Annotated in this window: 18 protein-coding genes; 8 read left to right on the plus strand and 10 right to left on the minus strand. The window is 72.7% G+C overall.

From position 1 onward, the window contains the following. The first annotated feature begins 204 nt into the window (after positions 1 to 204). Positions 205 to 1,410: a phosphoserine phosphatase SerB gene (gene serB / locus MW084_RS06170; RefSeq protein WP_029553309.1), complete on the plus strand. Its 1,206-nt coding sequence runs from the start codon at positions 205 to 207 to the stop codon at positions 1,408 to 1,410. Positions 1,411 to 1,513: 103 nt separating this feature from the next. On the opposite strand, the gene MW084_RS06175 is transcribed toward serB, so the two are convergent. From MW084_RS06175 to MW084_RS06215, 9 genes are all read right to left on the minus strand, one after another. Continuing rightward, positions 1,514 to 2,032 carry a SixA phosphatase family protein gene (locus MW084_RS06175; RefSeq protein ID WP_010468867.1) on the minus strand — a complete coding sequence of 173 codons (519 nt, stop codon included), beginning with the start codon at positions 2,030 to 2,032 and terminating at the stop codon, positions 1,514 to 1,516. 75 nt (positions 2,033 to 2,107) lie between these two features. Then, a complete protein-coding gene (locus MW084_RS06180; protein WP_010468868.1) occupies positions 2,108 to 2,371 on the minus strand; it encodes a hypothetical protein in 264 nt (87 codons plus the stop codon). Between the two features lie 383 nt (positions 2,372 to 2,754). Then, positions 2,755 to 2,871, minus strand: coding sequence for an SGM_5486 family transporter-associated protein (locus tag MW084_RS06185; protein WP_086024550.1), 117 nt, complete (start codon positions 2,869 to 2,871; stop codon positions 2,755 to 2,757). Positions 2,872 to 3,236: 365 nt separating this feature from the next. Then, a complete protein-coding gene (locus MW084_RS06190; protein WP_010468870.1) occupies positions 3,237 to 3,614 on the minus strand; it encodes a hypothetical protein in 378 nt (125 codons plus the stop codon). Between the two features lie 161 nt (positions 3,615 to 3,775). Continuing rightward, the gene (gene fabI / locus MW084_RS06195; RefSeq protein ID WP_010468871.1) at positions 3,776 to 4,543 is read right to left on the minus strand and encodes an enoyl-ACP reductase FabI; all 768 of its coding nucleotides are present in this window, start codon (positions 4,541 to 4,543) and stop codon (positions 3,776 to 3,778) included. A 5-nt stretch (positions 4,544 to 4,548) separates the two neighbouring features. Beyond that, positions 4,549 to 5,268: a 3-oxoacyl-[acyl-carrier-protein] reductase gene (fabG, locus tag MW084_RS06200; protein WP_010468872.1), complete on the minus strand. Its 720-nt coding sequence runs from the start codon at positions 5,266 to 5,268 to the stop codon at positions 4,549 to 4,551. Between the two features lie 171 nt (positions 5,269 to 5,439). Continuing rightward, positions 5,440 to 5,826 carry a PIN domain-containing protein gene (locus MW084_RS06205; protein ID WP_078571419.1) on the minus strand — a complete coding sequence of 129 codons (387 nt, stop codon included), beginning with the start codon at positions 5,824 to 5,826 and terminating at the stop codon, positions 5,440 to 5,442. Positions 5,827 to 5,831: 5 nt separating this feature from the next. Further along, a complete protein-coding gene (locus MW084_RS06210) occupies positions 5,832 to 6,116 on the minus strand; it encodes a type II toxin-antitoxin system Phd/YefM family antitoxin (protein WP_010468876.1) in 285 nt (94 codons plus the stop codon). 249 nt (positions 6,117 to 6,365) lie between these two features. After that, positions 6,366 to 6,833, minus strand: a complete 468-nt coding sequence (locus MW084_RS06215) for an ATP-binding protein (RefSeq protein ID WP_010468878.1) — start codon at positions 6,831 to 6,833, stop codon at positions 6,366 to 6,368. A gap of 166 nt (positions 6,834 to 6,999) precedes the next feature. On the opposite strand from MW084_RS06215, the gene MW084_RS06220 reads away from it, so the two are divergent. The 6 genes from MW084_RS06220 to tyrS all read left to right on the plus strand — a co-directional run bounded on the left by MW084_RS06220 (position 7,000) and on the right by tyrS (position 12,833). After that, positions 7,000 to 7,872 carry a helix-turn-helix domain-containing protein gene (locus MW084_RS06220; protein WP_010468879.1) on the plus strand — a complete coding sequence of 291 codons (873 nt, stop codon included), beginning with the start codon at positions 7,000 to 7,002 and terminating at the stop codon, positions 7,870 to 7,872. Then, the gene (locus tag MW084_RS06225) at positions 7,869 to 8,069 is read left to right on the plus strand and encodes a DUF397 domain-containing protein (RefSeq protein WP_010468881.1); all 201 of its coding nucleotides are present in this window, start codon (positions 7,869 to 7,871) and stop codon (positions 8,067 to 8,069) included. Before MW084_RS06220 ends, MW084_RS06225 begins: the two co-directional genes overlap by 4 nt. Before the next feature lie 49 nt (positions 8,070 to 8,118). After that, positions 8,119 to 8,319: a DUF397 domain-containing protein gene (locus tag MW084_RS06230; RefSeq protein ID WP_010468882.1), complete on the plus strand. Its 201-nt coding sequence runs from the start codon at positions 8,119 to 8,121 to the stop codon at positions 8,317 to 8,319. Positions 8,320 to 8,520: 201 nt separating this feature from the next. Then, positions 8,521 to 10,044 carry a TldD/PmbA family protein gene (locus MW084_RS06235; RefSeq protein WP_010468884.1) on the plus strand — a complete coding sequence of 508 codons (1,524 nt, stop codon included), beginning with the start codon at positions 8,521 to 8,523 and terminating at the stop codon, positions 10,042 to 10,044. Between the two features lie 76 nt (positions 10,045 to 10,120). Next, positions 10,121 to 11,512 carry a metallopeptidase TldD-related protein gene (locus MW084_RS06240; RefSeq protein ID WP_029553310.1) on the plus strand — a complete coding sequence of 464 codons (1,392 nt, stop codon included), beginning with the start codon at positions 10,121 to 10,123 and terminating at the stop codon, positions 11,510 to 11,512. 52 nt (positions 11,513 to 11,564) lie between these two features. Beyond that, entirely contained in the window at positions 11,565 to 12,833 is a 1,269-nt protein-coding gene (gene tyrS, locus MW084_RS06245; RefSeq protein ID WP_010468888.1) for a tyrosine--tRNA ligase, read from the plus strand. Positions 12,834 to 12,935: 102 nt separating this feature from the next. Here the strand turns inward: tyrS and MW084_RS06250 are convergent, their stop codons facing one another. Continuing rightward, on the minus strand, positions 12,936 to 13,214 hold the full coding sequence (locus tag MW084_RS06250) for a GlsB/YeaQ/YmgE family stress response membrane protein (RefSeq protein ID WP_010468889.1): 279 nt from the start codon (positions 13,212 to 13,214) through the stop codon (positions 12,936 to 12,938). 192 nt (positions 13,215 to 13,406) lie between these two features. On the opposite strand from MW084_RS06250, the gene MW084_RS06255 reads away from it, so the two are divergent. Continuing rightward, positions 13,407 to 13,793, plus strand: coding sequence for a DUF3099 domain-containing protein (locus tag MW084_RS06255; protein WP_010468890.1), 387 nt, complete (start codon positions 13,407 to 13,409; stop codon positions 13,791 to 13,793). Positions 13,794 to 13,830 lie beyond the last annotated feature (37 nt).

A 13,830-nucleotide genomic window follows, 5' to 3' on the forward strand; every position in this document is an offset into this window, starting at 1 on the left:
GGGCGGGGGCTCGTGGCGGGAGGCACCCGCTGGGACCGGAGCCGGGTCCGGTCCGCCTCCGCACCCCTGATCGTCCCGCCGCGCTCCGCCGTCCGTACCGGCCGGAGTCCCGCCGCCTCACGACGGAGCGGGCCCGGCGCCGCCCTCCGGGCGGGCGCCCGCGGGGCGGTGGGTACCTGGAGGGACGGATACGGTGGGAGGACCATGAGCGCATCACAGACCTCAGACGTCCCCACCCTCCTGGTGAAGATCTTCGGGAAGGACCGTCCCGGGATCACCGCCGGACTGTTCGACACCCTCGCCGCGTTCTCCGTGGACGTCGTCGACATCGAGCAGGTCGTCACCCGCGGCCGCATAGTCCTGTGCGCGCTCGTGACCGAGCCGGCCGTCGGCACGGAGGGCCGGCTGCGGGCCACCGTCCACGGCTGGGCCGAGTCGCAGAAGCTCCAGGCGGAGATCATCTCCGGCATCGGCGACAACCGGCCCCGGGGGCACGGACGCTCCCACGTGACCGTCCTCGGCAACCCGCTGACCGCGCAGAACACGGCCGCCATAGCCGCCGTGATCACCCGGGTCGGAGGCAACGTCGACCGTGTCTTCCGGCTGGCGAAGTACCCCGTGACCGCCGTGGAGTTCGCCGTATCCGGCGTCGAGACCGAGCCGCTGCGCACCGCGCTCGCCACCGAGGGTCACGAGCTGGGCGTGGACGTGGCGGTGGTGTCGGCCGGGCTGCACCGCAGGGCGCAGCGGCTGGTGGTCATGGACGTCGACTCGACGCTGATCCAGGACGAGGTCATCGAACTGTTCGCCGCCCACGCGGGGTGCGAGCACGAGGTCGCGGAGATCACCGCCGCGGCGATGCGCGGCGAACTGGACTTCGAGCAGTCGCTGCACGCCCGCGTGGCCCTGCTGGAGGGGCTGGACGAGTCGGTCGTGGACAAGGTGCGCTCCGAGGTGCGGCTGACGCCGGGGGCCCGCACCCTGATCCGCACGCTGAAGCGGCTCGGCTACCAGGTCGGTGTGGTCTCCGGCGGATTCACGCAGGTCACGGACGATCTGAAGGTGCGGCTCGGTCTGGACTTCGCGTCCGCCAACACACTGGAGATCGTCGACGGCAGGCTGACCGGCCGGGTGACCGGTGAGATCGTGGACCGGGCCGGGAAGGCCCGGCTGCTGCGCAGGTTCGCGGCGGAGGCGGGTGTACCGCTCGCGCAGACCGTGGCGGTCGGCGACGGCGCGAACGACCTGGACATGCTGAACGCGGCCGGTCTCGGCGTGGCCTTCAACGCCAAGCCGGTGGTCCGCCGGGCCGCCGACACCGCGGTCAACGTGCCGTTCCTCGACACCGTGCTGTACCTGCTCGGCATCACCCGCGAAGAGGTGGAGGCGGCGGGCACCGTGTCCGTCTGACCCGCACGACCGGTCCCCGGCCGGTGGCCCGGACACCGCGCGGGTGTCCGGGCCGCCGTCGCCGGTGCGCCGGGCCGGTGCGCCGGACGTCAGGCGTGCGGCGTCAGGCGTGCGGCGACCAGAAGTCGGCGAGCCTGCAGGCGCCGTGCTCCAGGGACTTCCACTCGCCGTCGAACGTGAGGACGGCGAAAGCGGAGGTCGGGAAGCCACTGCGGTTCATCCTGGGCAGGATGTCGCCCTCGGCCTCGCCGGCGAGGGCGTCGGCGAGGGCGTGGACGCCCGGATTGTGCCCGACGAGGAGGAGGTCCCTCACCTCGTCGGGCGTCTCGTTGAGCAACGCGATCAGTTCGCCGAGGGACGCTTCGTAGATGCGCTCGTCGTAGAGGGTCCTGGGCCGCTGGGGCAGCTCGGAGACCACCAGCTTCCACGTCTCACGGGTGCGCACGGCGGTCGAGCACAGGGTCAGGTCGGGGGCGATGCCGGCCCCGGCGAGCCGGCGCCCGGCGAGGGGCGCCTCCTGGCGGCCGCGGTCGGCGAGCGGACGCTCGTGGTCGGAGCCCTGGGACCATTCGGCTTTGGCATGCCGGAGTAGCACGATCCTGCGAGGTGTATCGACGCTCATGTCCCCAGCTTCGCACGAAGTGGACTTCGCGGCGCAGGGCGTTGACGTGCCCGGTCCGCGGGGCAGGGGGCGCGGTCAGCGCGTGACGGTGTACCGGACGTGGTCGAGGAAGCGGCCTATGGCGGGCTCGCCGCCCGTCGCGCGGGCCTGCCCCGACCCGGCGAGGAGGAACAGCACGGCGAAGGCCGCGGCGGGGAGGGCCACGGCCCACCAGGGGAGCCGGGCGGCCGCCCCGCCGGCACCCCGACCGGCACCCGCACCCCTGCTGCCGTGGCCGGCGCGGAGGGCGGAGGCGGGTGCGGGGATGGCGCGGGTCCTGGTGGGCGTGCGGGCGGACATGGTCGCCTCCGTCGTCGCGGGTCCGTGGTGCGTGGCGGTCCCACGCTACGGAGTGCCCGGCGACGGGCCCATCCGGTTTCCCACCCATTCGACCCTGGTCCTCGCCCCCTAGGGGATCGGGGGACGACCCCACCGTCCCCGGCGGCCGGACCGGGACGGGTCGGCACAAGCCGGACCCGACCGACCCGGACCCGACCGACCCGGACCCGGCCGACCCGGACCCGACCGAGCCGGACCCGACCGAAATGGGCCGGGAGGAGCCGGGAAGGCCTGGGAAGGCCCGGGAGGGGCCCAACCGAGATGGTCCGGGACGGAACAGCCGAAGTCGGGCACACCGGGCCAGGGCCGGTGGAGCCAGGACGGGGGGAATCAGGACGGGTGGGTCAGGGCGAGACGATCGTGGCGATGATCCCGATCACCACTCCGATCGCGAGCATGACGCCGAATACGGCGAGCAGCTTCTTCTGGCCGTTCTGAGGGTTCGGGTCGAGCACAGGCATGGCCCCAGTCTCGCACCCCGAGCCCGGCCCCGGCCGCCCGACCCGAGCACACCGTCCGCAGGCCGATCACTGTCCGGCACGCCGCCGGACTCCGGACGACGGGACGAACGGGGCGAGGGAGACGAACGGGGCGAGGGAGACGAGCAGTACGAGAGACCGAGCCGGGCAAGGGGCCGAACCGGGCAAGGGGCCGAACCGGTCAAGGGGCAGCGGGGCAGCCCGGCCCCGCTCACCCCACCACCGCCGTCCCGTCCCCGGCGTCGGCCGTGGCAGGGAGCGCAGGGCCCGGCACGCGGGGGCGACGCGCACAGGGGCGACAAGCACAGGGGCGACACGCACGGACCGCGGCCCGGCCGCGCGGGACCTCAGGAGCCCGGGCCCGGGAGGGGGTCGTGGCTGATCCAGGCGGCCCGGACCTCCTTCCAGCACCGCTCGGTCAGCTCGACGTAGGCGGTGGCGGCCACCTCGACCGGCAGGCTGTCGATGTCGACGTCCCACCAGCGGGCGCACTCGACGTGCAGCCGCACCCGGTCGGTACGCGGGTAGGGGTTGTGGCAGTACGCGGTGACGTGGGAGCCGTCGACCTCCGTACGGCACGACGCGCCCGCCGCCGCCGGCTCTTGCCCGTCGTCCGCCGCGGCGGGACCCGCCAGCGTGGCGAACCCCGCGAGGAGGGCGGCGGGAACGAGGACGGCGACGGCCGCCAGGGCCGCAACCCGGTGGTGTCGTATCGCCACGGCCACACCTCCTCCCCGGACGCCGGAGGGACACGTCCTTCCGGGCACCGGGGGAAGAATCCACCCGGCTCGACCAGTGTGCCGTACACACGGCGAGGCCGCGCGACGATCAACGGACGGTCGCGCGGCCTCTCCGGGGCCCGATCGGGCGGGGCGGGTGCGGGGCGTCAGGCACCCATGATGTGGACGCCGCCGTCCACGTGGATGATCTCGCCCGTGGTCTTCGGGAAGAAGTCCGACAGCAGGGCGACGACACCGCGGCCGGCCGGCTCCGGGTCGGACATGTCCCAGGCGAGCGGGGAGCGCTCGTCCCAGACCTTGGCCAGGTCGCCGAAGCCCGGGATGGACTTGGCGGCCATCGAGCCGAGCGGGCCGGCGGAGATCAGGTTGCAGCGGATGTCCTGCTTGCCGAGGTCGCGCGCCAGGTAGCGGCTGGTGGCCTCCAGGGCGGCCTTGGCCGGGCCCATCCAGTCGTACTGCGGCCAGGCGAACTGGGCGTCGAAGGTGAGGCCGACCACCGAGCCGCCCTCCTCCATGAGGGGCAGGCAGGCCATCGTCAGCGACTTCAGCGAGAACGCCGAGACGTGCATCGCCGTGGAGACCGACTCGAACGGCGTGTGCAGGAAGTTGCCGCCGAGGGCGTCCTGCGGGGCGAAGCCGATGGAGTGGACGACGCCGTCGAGGCCGCCGAGCTCCTCGCGGACGATGCCCTCGACGCGGGCGAGGTGCTCGTCGTCGGTGACGTCGAGCTCGAAGACCTTGGCGGGCTTCGGCAGCTTCTTGGCGATGCGCTCGGTGAGGGTGGGGCGGGGGAACGCGGTCAGGATGACCTCGGCTCCCTGCTCCTGGGCCACCTTGGCGGTGTGGAACGCGATGGAGGACTCCATCAGCACACCGGTGATGAGGATGCGCTTGCCCTCGAGGATTCCGCTCATGTGACTCAGTGACCCATGCCCAATCCGCCGTCAACGGGGATGACGGCTCCAGTGATGTACGAGGCGTCGTCCGACGCCAGGAAGCGGACCGCGGCCGCGATCTCCTCGGGCTGGGCGTAACGGCCCAGCGGGACCTGCGACACGATGCCCGCGCGCTGCTCGTCGGTGAGCACCTTGGTCATGTCGGTGTCGACGAAGCCGGGCGCGACGACGTTGAAGGTGATGTTGCGGGAGCCGAGCTCGCGCGCGAGGGAGCGGGCGAAGCCGACGAGGCCGGCCTTGGAGGCGGCGTAGTTCGCCTGGCCCGCCGAGCCGAGGAGGCCGACGACGGACGAGATGAGGACGACGCGGCCCTTCTTGGCGCGCAGCATGCCGCGGTTGGCCCGCTTCACGACGCGGAACGTGCCGGTCAGGTTGGTGTCGAGGACGGAGGTGAAGTCGTCCTCGGACATCCGCATGAGCAGCTGGTCCTTGGTGACGCCGGCGTTGGCGACCAGGACCTCCACGGGGCCGTGCCTCTCCTCGATCTCCTTGTAGGCGGTCTCCACCTGCTCGGAGTCGGTGATGTCGCACCGCACGCCCAGGCAGCCCAGCTCCACGAGCTCGGCGGGCGGCTCGCCGGACCGGTAGGTGAACGCGACCTTGTCGCCGGCGTCGGCGAAAGCGCGGGCGATGGCGAGGCCGATGCCCCGGTTGCCTCCGGTGACGAGAACCGAGCGGCTCATCGGATCACCCTTTCGATAGCGGTTCTTTCCCCGCCCGAACGCCCGGACGACGGACGGCGCTGGCAGGCGGCTTCCCCGGAAACCTATCGGTCCCGGACCGCAGGGGGACATTCGGGCACCGACAGTGGCGCTCGGAGCCTCCTGTCGGGTTCCTACAGTCCGATCCTCGGGTCAGTCCGGCATGCCGGGCGCGTCGGCCGGCAGTCCCTCGGTGCGGGCGGTCTCGAACATCCTGCGGTCGTAGGTCACCGGGGCGGTCAGGTCGTCCCGCAGGGAGAGCGCGCTGGCCACATGAACCGCGTCCAGTGTCCCCAGGCGCCCGGCCAGGAGAGCCGCCGCGTCGCGCACCTCCCGAGTGAGGAGGATCTCGGTGATCCGGGCGTCCAGGTCCTCCATGGCTTTCAAAAAGTGCCCCATGAGGTCCAGGGTTCGTACGGTCTCCACGAAGCCGAGCGTGCTGGTGGCGAGCGGCTCCGTGGCCCGCTCCTGGAGGAAGGCGTCCAGCGCGCCCCAGTGACCGCGCCGCGTCATCCACGTGACCAACGCGGACGTGTCCATGTAGATCAACGGTCGTCCTCTTCGCGCTCGGCCAGCAGGAGCGCCACGGGGTCGATGTCTTCCGGCACCTCGTAGTGCGGCATGCTGTGGCGGTCGGCGGCGGTGACCGGCTTCAGCTTGATCTTCCCTTGCGCCACCAGGTGCGCGGACCGCTCCATGGGGCTGCCGGCCGGTGACAGTATCGCGATGACATTGCCGTGCCGGGTGACCTGGATGGCCTCACCCTTCTCGACGCGGGCGAAGACCGCGCTGGGGTTGTACGAGAACTCGCGGACGGAAATGGTGCTCATACGGCGCTCCCCTCCCAGCAGGCACAGCAGGCACAGCAGGCACAGCAGGCACAGCAGGCACAGCAGGCACAGCAGGCACAGCAGGAAGATTGTGCGTACACAGCCCTGATAGCACCTACATCCGGCCGCCGCGGTCATTTCCCTCCGCCCCCGTGCCGCGCGCGGTGTCGACCGACTCGGCGAGAGCGCCGATGTCGGAGGTGAGGTCCCGCCAGGGACGGGAGAGGTCGACGACGTGCCGCCGGGTCCTCAAACGGGATGCCGGTCGTCCGAGGCATGGACGGTGCACTCGGCCCACACGGTCTTGCCCGGGCCCGTCCGCCCGGCCACGCCCCAGCGGTCGGCGACGGCCCCGACGAGGAGCAGGCCCCTGCCGCCTTCGGCGTGCGCGACCGGTCCGGGCGCCGGCTCGGGCGGTCGCGGACGCGCCGGATGGGTGTCCGACACCTCGACGCGGACGAGCCCCGCGGACCGGTCGTACGCGAGCCGCAGCTCGAAGTCGCGCCCGGGCACACGGCCGTGGAGGACCGCGTTGGCGGCGAGTTCGGCCACGACGAGGGTGACGGCGTCGGAGGCGGGGCCTCCGTGGGGCAGGTGCCACTCGGCGAGCCGGTGCGCGGCGAGCCGGCGGGCGAGGCGCGCGCCGCGGCGCGTGGCGGGGAAGCGCTGGGCGAACGCACTTACGGTTACGGCCCCTTGGGCCCGTGGAGCTGGCATGCGCCCAGCGTTTCGGCGCCCTCCCGCACCCGACAGGGACGACACCCGTACAACCGCCGCTGTATCGGCGCACACTCTGGACTGGGTCGGTGACCGCCCGTGACCCCGGGCGGGCCGGGCGGGGTTGGGTACGGCATGACAGCGCGGACACGGGAGGCACGCGGCGATGAGAGCGGATCACGGCGAAGGCGCGAACGGCGGAACGAACGGCAGCACGAACGGCACGGAGGCGGAGATCTCCGACAGTCTCAAGACCTTCGGCGCGGTCCTCAAGGCGCTGCGCGAGGAGTCCCGGCTGACGCAGGAGGAGTTCGCGCCGCGGGTGCGGTACTCGGCCGCCTACGTCGCCAAGATCGAGCAGGGGAAGCGGTTCCCGCCCGCGGACCTGCCCGCACGGGCGGAGGAGGCCCTGGGCCCGGTCGCGGCCAAGGTCCTCGCGGCGGCGGCGAGGAGCCTGACGCGGCGGGCGGGGCTGGCGTCGTGGTTCCGCCAGTGGGCGGGGATCGAGGAGGAGGCGATCTCCTTGTACGCGTACGAGTGCCGGGCGATTCCGGGGTTGTTGCAGCCGGAGGGGTACGCACGGGCGGTGTTCGAGCGTAATCTGCCTCCGCTCTCACAGGAGCAGATCGAACGACAGGTATGCGCGAGGCTGGAAAGGCAGGATCTTCTGGCATCGCGGCCGAACACCGCCTTCAGCTTCGTTATCGAGCAAGGCATTCTGGAGCGGTGTGTTGGGGGAAGCGCCGTCACCAACGAAGTCATCGACCACCTTCTCCTCGTTGGACAGCGACACAACGTGGAGATCCAGGTCATGCCGCTTCGACAAGAGGAACACTGCGGTGTCGAAGGGCAGATGTATCTTGCCGAGACACCAACTCACCAATGGATCGGCTACACCGAGGGGCAGCGATCAAGCAATCTGCTTACTGCCCCGAACGACCTGAGTGTCCTCCTTCAACGCTATGGCAAACTGCGTGCCCAGGCCCTGGACTGCCGGGCCACCGTGAGCCTGCTGGAAGAGATGCGAGGGGCGTTATGAGCATTGCCGATGGGCTGAACTGGTTTAAGAGCAGCTACAGCGGGGGCGAAGGCGACAACTGCGTCGAGGTCGCCGCACGCCCCGAGGCCGTCCACGTCCGCGACTCCAAGGACACGAACACCCGCCCCCTCACCGTCACACCGACCGCCTGGACGGCCTTCACCGCCTTCGCGGCCGACACGCCCCTGGACGACTGAGCCCGCGTCGGGTCACCGTGACGTTATGGGAACGGATGCGAGGAGCGCTATGACAACCGCCTGCGAACTGAGCTGGTTCAAAAGCAGCTACAGCGGCAGTGAGGGCGACAACTGCGTCGAGGTCGCCGCACGCCCCGGGACGGTCCACGTCCGCGACTCCAAAGACACGACCATCCACCCCCTCACCGTCACACCGACCGCCTGGACGGCCTTCACCGCCCTTGCGGCCGACACACCCCTGGACGGCTGAGCCCGCGTCGTGCGCCACGTCGGCGGGCGGGTACGGGAACTGCTCCCGTACCCGCCCGCCGTTCCGTACCCGTACGCCCTCNCCGCCCNCCACCGGNGGTTTCCCTCCCCGTGAGCCCGTTCCGCGGGAGCCCGGCGGGCGGGACGTGGTTCACTGCCCGGGACGACCGTCACCGGCACGCGGCAGAAGGGATCTCCACCTGTGGCCCATGACATCGATGAGGCGTTCCTCGCCCTGCCCCTGCGGGCGCTCGCAGACGCGGCGCTCGCGCGGGCCAGGGCGCTCGGCGCCGAGCACGCCGACTTCCGGTTCGAGCGGGTGCGCAGCGCCTCCTGGCGGTTGCGGGACGCGAAACCGGCCGGTTCCTCGGACACGACGGACCTCGGGTACGCGGTGCGGGTGGTGCACGGCGGGGCGTGGGGTTTCGCGTCGGGCGTGGACCTGACCATGGACGCCGCCGCGAAGGTCGCCTCCCAGGCGGTGGCGATGGCGAAGCTGTCGGCGCGGGTGATCGCGGCGGCGGGCAGCGATGAGAAGGTGGAACTGGCGGACGAGCCGGTGCACGCGGACCGGACGTGGGTCTCGTCGTACGAGGTCGACCCGTTCTCCGTGCCGGACGCCGAGAAGAGCGCGCTGCTCGCGGAGTGGAGCGCGCGGCTGCTGCGCGCGGAGGGCGTGGCGCACGTGGACGCCTCGCTGCTGACCGTCCACGAGAACAAGTTCTACGCCGACACGGCGGGCACCGTGACCACGCAGCAGCGGGTGCGGCTGCACCCGCAGCTGACGGCGGTCGCGGTGGACGCGGCGAGCGGCGAGTTCGAGTCGATGCGGACGCTGGCGCCGCCGGCCGGGCGGGGCTGGGAGTACCTGACGGGCACCGGCTGGGACTGGGACGCGGAGCTGGCGGAAATCCCGGAGCTGCTGGCCGGGAAGATGCGGGCGCCGAGCGTGGAGGCGGGGACGTACGACCTGGTCGTGGACCCGTCGAACCTGTGGTTGACGATCCACGAGTCGGTGGGGCACGCCACCGAGCTGGACCGGGCGCTGGGGTACGAGGCGGCGTACGCGGGTACCTCGTTCGCCACCTTCGACCAGCTCGGCACCCTGCGGTACGGCTCGCCGGCGATGAACGTGACGGGCGACCGGACGGCCGAGCACGGGCTGGCGACGGTCGGGTACGACGACGAGGGCGTCGAGGCGCAGTCGTGGGACCTGGTGCGGGACGGGGTGCTGGTCGGCTACCAGCTCGACCGCCGGATCGCGCGGCTGACGGGGCTGGGCCGGTCCAACGGGTGCGCGTTCGCGGACTCGCCGTCGCACGTGCCGGTGCAGCGGATGGCGAACGTGTCGCTGCTGCCGGAGCCGGGCGGGCCGTCGACGGAGGACCTGATCGGCGGCGTCGAGCGGGGCGTGTACGTGGTCGGCGACCGGTCGTGGTCGATCGACATGCAGCGGTACAACTTCCAGTTCACCGGGCAGCGGTTCTTCCGCATCGAGAACGGGCGGCTGGCGGGGCAGCTGCGGGACGTGGCGTACCAGGCGACGACGACGGACTTCTGGGGGTCGCTGGAGCGGGTCGGCGGGCCGCAGACGTACGTCCTGGGCGGCGCGTTCAACTGCGGGAAGGCCCAGCCGGGCCAGGTCGCGGCGGTCTCGCACGGCTGCCCGTCGGCCCTGTTCCGCGGCGTGAACATCCTGAACACGGCCCAGGAGGGCGGGCGATGAGCGGGCGGAACACGATCTTCCAGGGGCCCGCGGGTCGTTCCGCGGGCCGGCACAGCACCGCGCAGGAGGCCGGACGATGAGCCGTGTGAGCAAGCCGTACGAGATCGTCGAGCGGGCGCTGGAGCTGTCCCGCGCCGACGGGTGCGTCGTCCTGGCGGACGAGCGTTCCTCCGCGAACCTGCGCTGGGCTGGGAACGCCCTGACCACCAACGGCGTCACCAGGGGCCGCACCCTCACGGTCGTCGCGACGGTCGACGGGGCCGAGGGCACGGCGTCGGGCGTGGTATCCCGTTCGGCGGTGACCGCCGACGAGCTGGAGCCGCTGGTGCGGGCGGCGGAGGCGGCGGCCCGCGCGGCGGGGCCCGCCGAGGACGCGCGGCCCCTGGTGGCCGGGGTCCCGGAGTCGCCGGGCTTCCGCGACGCGCCGGCGGAGACGTCGTCGGCGGTGTTCGGGGACTTCGCGCCGGCGCTGGGCGAGGCCTTCGGCCGGGCCCGCGCCGGGGGCCGGGAGCTGTACGGGTTCGCCAACCACGAGCTGACCTGCACGTACCTGGGTACGTCGACGGGGCTGCGGCTGCGGCACGACCAGCCGAACGGGACGCTGGAGCTGAACGCGAAGTCGCCGGACCGCACGCGTTCGGCGTGGGCCGGTCAGGCCACCCGGGACTTCGCGGACGCCGACCCGCTGGCGATGGACGAGGACCTGGCGCGGCGGCTGGAGTGGGCGCGGCGCCGGGTGGAGCTGCCGGCGGGGCGGTACGAGACGCTGCTGCCGCCGACGGCGGTGGCGGACCTGCTGATCTACCAGCAGTGGTCGGCGGCGGCGCGGGACGCGGCGGAGGGCCGGACGGTGTTCTCCCGGCCGGGCGGCGGCACCCGGGTCGGGGAGCGGCTGGCGTCGCTGCCGCTGACGCTGCGCAGCGACCCGGCGGAGCCCGGTCTGGAGTCGGCGCCGTTCGTGATCGCGCACGCGTCGGGCGACGACGCGTCGGTGTTCGACAACGGGCTGCCGGTGGAGCCGGTCGACTGGATCCGGGAGGGCCGGCTGGAGCGGCTGGTCACGACCCGGCACAGCGCGGAGCTGACCGGGTCGCCGGTGGCGCCGGGGGCGGGCAACCTGGTGCTGGAGGGCGGGGGCGGCCGGTCGCTGGAGGAGATGGTGGCCTCGACCGGGCGGGGGCTGCTGCTGACGTGCCTGTGGTACATCCGCGAGGTCGATCCGGCGACGCTGCTGCTGACCGGCCTGACCCGGGACGGCGTGTACCTGGTCGAGGACGGCGAGGTGGTCGCGGAGGTGAACAACTTCCGCTTCAACGAGTCGCCGGTGGACCTGCTGGGGCGCGTCTCGGAGGCGGGCCGGACGGAGCGGACGCTGCCGCGGGAGTGGGGCGACTGGTTCACCCGGGCCGCGATGCCGCCGCTGCGGGTGCCGGACTTCCACATGAGCTCGGTCAGCCGGGGCGTGTGACGCCCCTAGACTGACCGGGCCGGCAGACACGCACCGAGGAGGCAGTGGACCCGTGACGGACATCGTCGACGAGCTCAAGTGGCGCGGGCTGTTCGCCCAGTCCACCGACGAGGAGGCCCTGCGGGGGGCCCTCGCGGAAGGTCCCGTCACGTTCTACTGCGGCTTCGACCCGACCGCCCCGAGCCTGCACGTGGGTCATCTGGTGCAGGTGCTCACCATGCGCCGGCTCCAGCTGGCGGGCCACCGCCCGCTGGCGCTGGTGGGCGGGGCGACGGGGCAGATCGGCGACCCCAAGCCGACCGCCGAGCGCACGCTGAACTCCCCGGAGACGGTCGCGGCGTGGGTGGAGCGGGTGCGTTCGCAGATCGAGCCGTTCCTGGTCTTCGAGGGCGACAACGCGGCCACCATGGTCAACAACCTCGACTGGATCGGCGGGATGTCCGCCATCGAGTTCCTGCGGGACGTCGGCAAGCACTTCCGGGTCAACCGGATGCTCACCAAGGACTCGGTGGCCCGGCGCCTGGAGTCCGAGCAGGGCATCAGCTACACCGAGTTCTCGTACCAGCTGCTCCAGGGCCTGGACTTCCTGGAGCTGTACCGGCGGCACGGCTGCGTCCTGCAGCAGGGCGGCAGCGACCAGTGGGGCAACCTCACGGCCGGGCTGGACCTGATCCACCGCCTGGAGCCGGACGCGCGCGTCCACGCGCTGGCGACGCCGCTGATGACGAAGGCGGACGGCACCAAGTTCGGCAAGACCGAGGGCGGCGCCGTCTGGCTGGACCCGGAGATGACCACGCCGTACGCGTTCTACCAGTTCTGGCTGAACGTGGACGACCGGGACGTCTCCCGGTACATGCGGATCCTCAGCTTCAGGAGCCGTGAGGAGCTGGAGGAGCTGGAGCGGGTCACCGAGGAGCGCCCGCAGGCCCGTACGGCGCAGCGCGCGCTGGCCGAGGAGCTGACGACGCTGGTGCACGGCGCGGAGCAGTGCGCCGCCGTGGTCGCCGCGTCGAAGGCGCTGTTCGGGCAGGGCGAGCTGGCCGGGCTGGACGAGGCGACGCTCGCCGCGGCGCTGTCGGAGCTGCCGAGGGCGGAGGTCGCCGCGCCGGGCCCGGTGGTGGACCTGTTCGCCGAGACCGGTCTGGCGCCGAGCAAGTCGGCGGCGCGGCGCACGGTGAAGGAGGGCGGCGCCTACGTGAACAACGTGAAGGTGACCGCCGAGGACGCCGAGGTGTCCGCGGGCGACCTGCTGCACGGGCGGTGGCTCGTGCTGCGCCGGGGCAAGAGGAACCTGGCGGCGGTCGAGGTCACGGCCGGCTGAACCGCCGGAGCGGCCGGGCGGCCCGGGAGCCTCGCGCTTCCGGGCCGCCGCCGTCCGTGCCGGAGTCCCCGGGCCGGTCCGGCTCCGGGCGGGTCCGGCCGGTCAGGCCCGCTGGCGGCGTCCGCCGCGCATGGCCATGTACAGCATGTCGCCGAGGCCGACGGTGATCACCGCGGCGAGGACCTGGAGGGCGTGGCGCCCCCAGTCGATGCCGGGCGTCGCCTCGATCCCGAACGCCCGGGCCAGGGCGTTGCCGATGAGGCCGCCGATGATGCCGAAGATGGTGATCAGCCACAGCGGGCTGTGCTGTTTGCCCGGGATGATGGCCTTGGCCAGCAGGCCCAGCACGAGCCCCACGATAATCGCCCACAACCAGCCCATGGCTGCCTCCTCGGAACGGATCGACGTGAGCAGTCCCTGACAGTTTCGACCCGCGGCGCGCGCGGCGCACGTCGGGGCGTCCGTCCGGTGGGGCGGGCGGGGCCCGGGCCCGGCTTCGGGGCGGCGGGCGTACCGTGGAGGGGAGGTCCGGTCCGAGGAGCGACCGGCGCGCGAGGTCGGTGGTGGAACGCGATGCGGAAGCACGGCGGTGCCCAGGTCTTCACGATCACGGGTGCCCGGCAGGGGCTGGCGGACGACGTCCGCGGCCGGCAGCGGCGGTACGTGATCTCGATGTCGGTCCGCACCGCCTCGGTGATCGCGGCGGCGGCGCTGTGGAACGTCGAGCGGCACGTGGCGGTCGTGGCGCTGGTGCTCGGCGTCGTCCTGCCGTACGTCGCGGTGGTCGTCGCGAACGCCGGGCGGGAGACGGCGCCGAAGCCGCCGTCCACGTTCGTGGCGGGCCCCCCGGTGGCGCGCCCGGTCCTGGAGGCGTCGGAGGTCCGGCCCGGCCCCGGGTCCGAGGAGGCGCGGCAGGCCGCCGGCGAACGGCCCGGGGACGCGGGAGGCGGGCGGGGCTGAGCCCTTCGCGGGACACGGCCGCGCGGCGCGGTACCGC

It is taken from the genome of Streptomyces sudanensis (assembly GCF_023614315.1).
GTDB lineage: Bacteria > Actinomycetota > Actinomycetes > Streptomycetales > Streptomycetaceae > Streptomyces > Streptomyces sudanensis.

What these genes read in the sequence shown, in the direction of transcription:
- serB (WP_029553309.1), top strand. Translation starts at nt 205, where the DNA reads ATGAGCGCATCACAGACCTCAGACGTCCCCACCCTCCTGGTGAAGATC.
- MW084_RS06175 (WP_010468867.1), bottom strand. Translation starts at nt 2,032, where the DNA reads ATGAGCGTCGATACACCTCGCAGGATCGTGCTACTCCGGCATGCCAAA.
- MW084_RS06180 (WP_010468868.1), bottom strand. Translation starts at nt 2,371, where the DNA reads ATGTCCGCCCGCACGCCCACCAGGACCCGCGCCATCCCCGCACCCGCC.
- MW084_RS06185 (WP_086024550.1), bottom strand. Translation starts at nt 2,871, where the DNA reads ATGCCTGTGCTCGACCCGAACCCTCAGAACGGCCAGAAGAAGCTGCTC.
- fabI (WP_010468871.1), bottom strand. Translation starts at nt 4,543, where the DNA reads ATGAGCGGAATCCTCGAGGGCAAGCGCATCCTCATCACCGGTGTGCTG.
- fabG (WP_010468872.1), bottom strand. Translation starts at nt 5,268, where the DNA reads ATGAGCCGCTCGGTTCTCGTCACCGGAGGCAACCGGGGCATCGGCCTC.
- MW084_RS06205 (WP_078571419.1), bottom strand. Translation starts at nt 5,826, where the DNA reads ATGGACACGTCCGCGTTGGTCACGTGGATGACGCGGCGCGGTCACTGG.
- MW084_RS06210 (WP_010468876.1), bottom strand. Translation starts at nt 6,116, where the DNA reads ATGAGCACCATTTCCGTCCGCGAGTTCTCGTACAACCCCAGCGCGGTC.
- MW084_RS06215 (WP_010468878.1), bottom strand. Translation starts at nt 6,833, where the DNA reads ATGCCAGCTCCACGGGCCCAAGGGGCCGTAACCGTAAGTGCGTTCGCC.
- MW084_RS06220 (WP_010468879.1), top strand. Translation starts at nt 7,000, where the DNA reads ATGAGAGCGGATCACGGCGAAGGCGCGAACGGCGGAACGAACGGCAGC.
- MW084_RS06225 (WP_010468881.1), top strand. Translation starts at nt 7,869, where the DNA reads ATGAGCATTGCCGATGGGCTGAACTGGTTTAAGAGCAGCTACAGCGGG.
- MW084_RS06230 (WP_010468882.1), top strand. Translation starts at nt 8,119, where the DNA reads ATGACAACCGCCTGCGAACTGAGCTGGTTCAAAAGCAGCTACAGCGGC.
- MW084_RS06240 (WP_029553310.1), top strand. Translation starts at nt 10,121, where the DNA reads ATGAGCCGTGTGAGCAAGCCGTACGAGATCGTCGAGCGGGCGCTGGAG.
- MW084_RS06250 (WP_010468889.1), bottom strand. Translation starts at nt 13,214, where the DNA reads ATGGGCTGGTTGTGGGCGATTATCGTGGGGCTCGTGCTGGGCCTGCTG.
- MW084_RS06255 (WP_010468890.1), top strand. Translation starts at nt 13,407, where the DNA reads ATGCGGAAGCACGGCGGTGCCCAGGTCTTCACGATCACGGGTGCCCGG.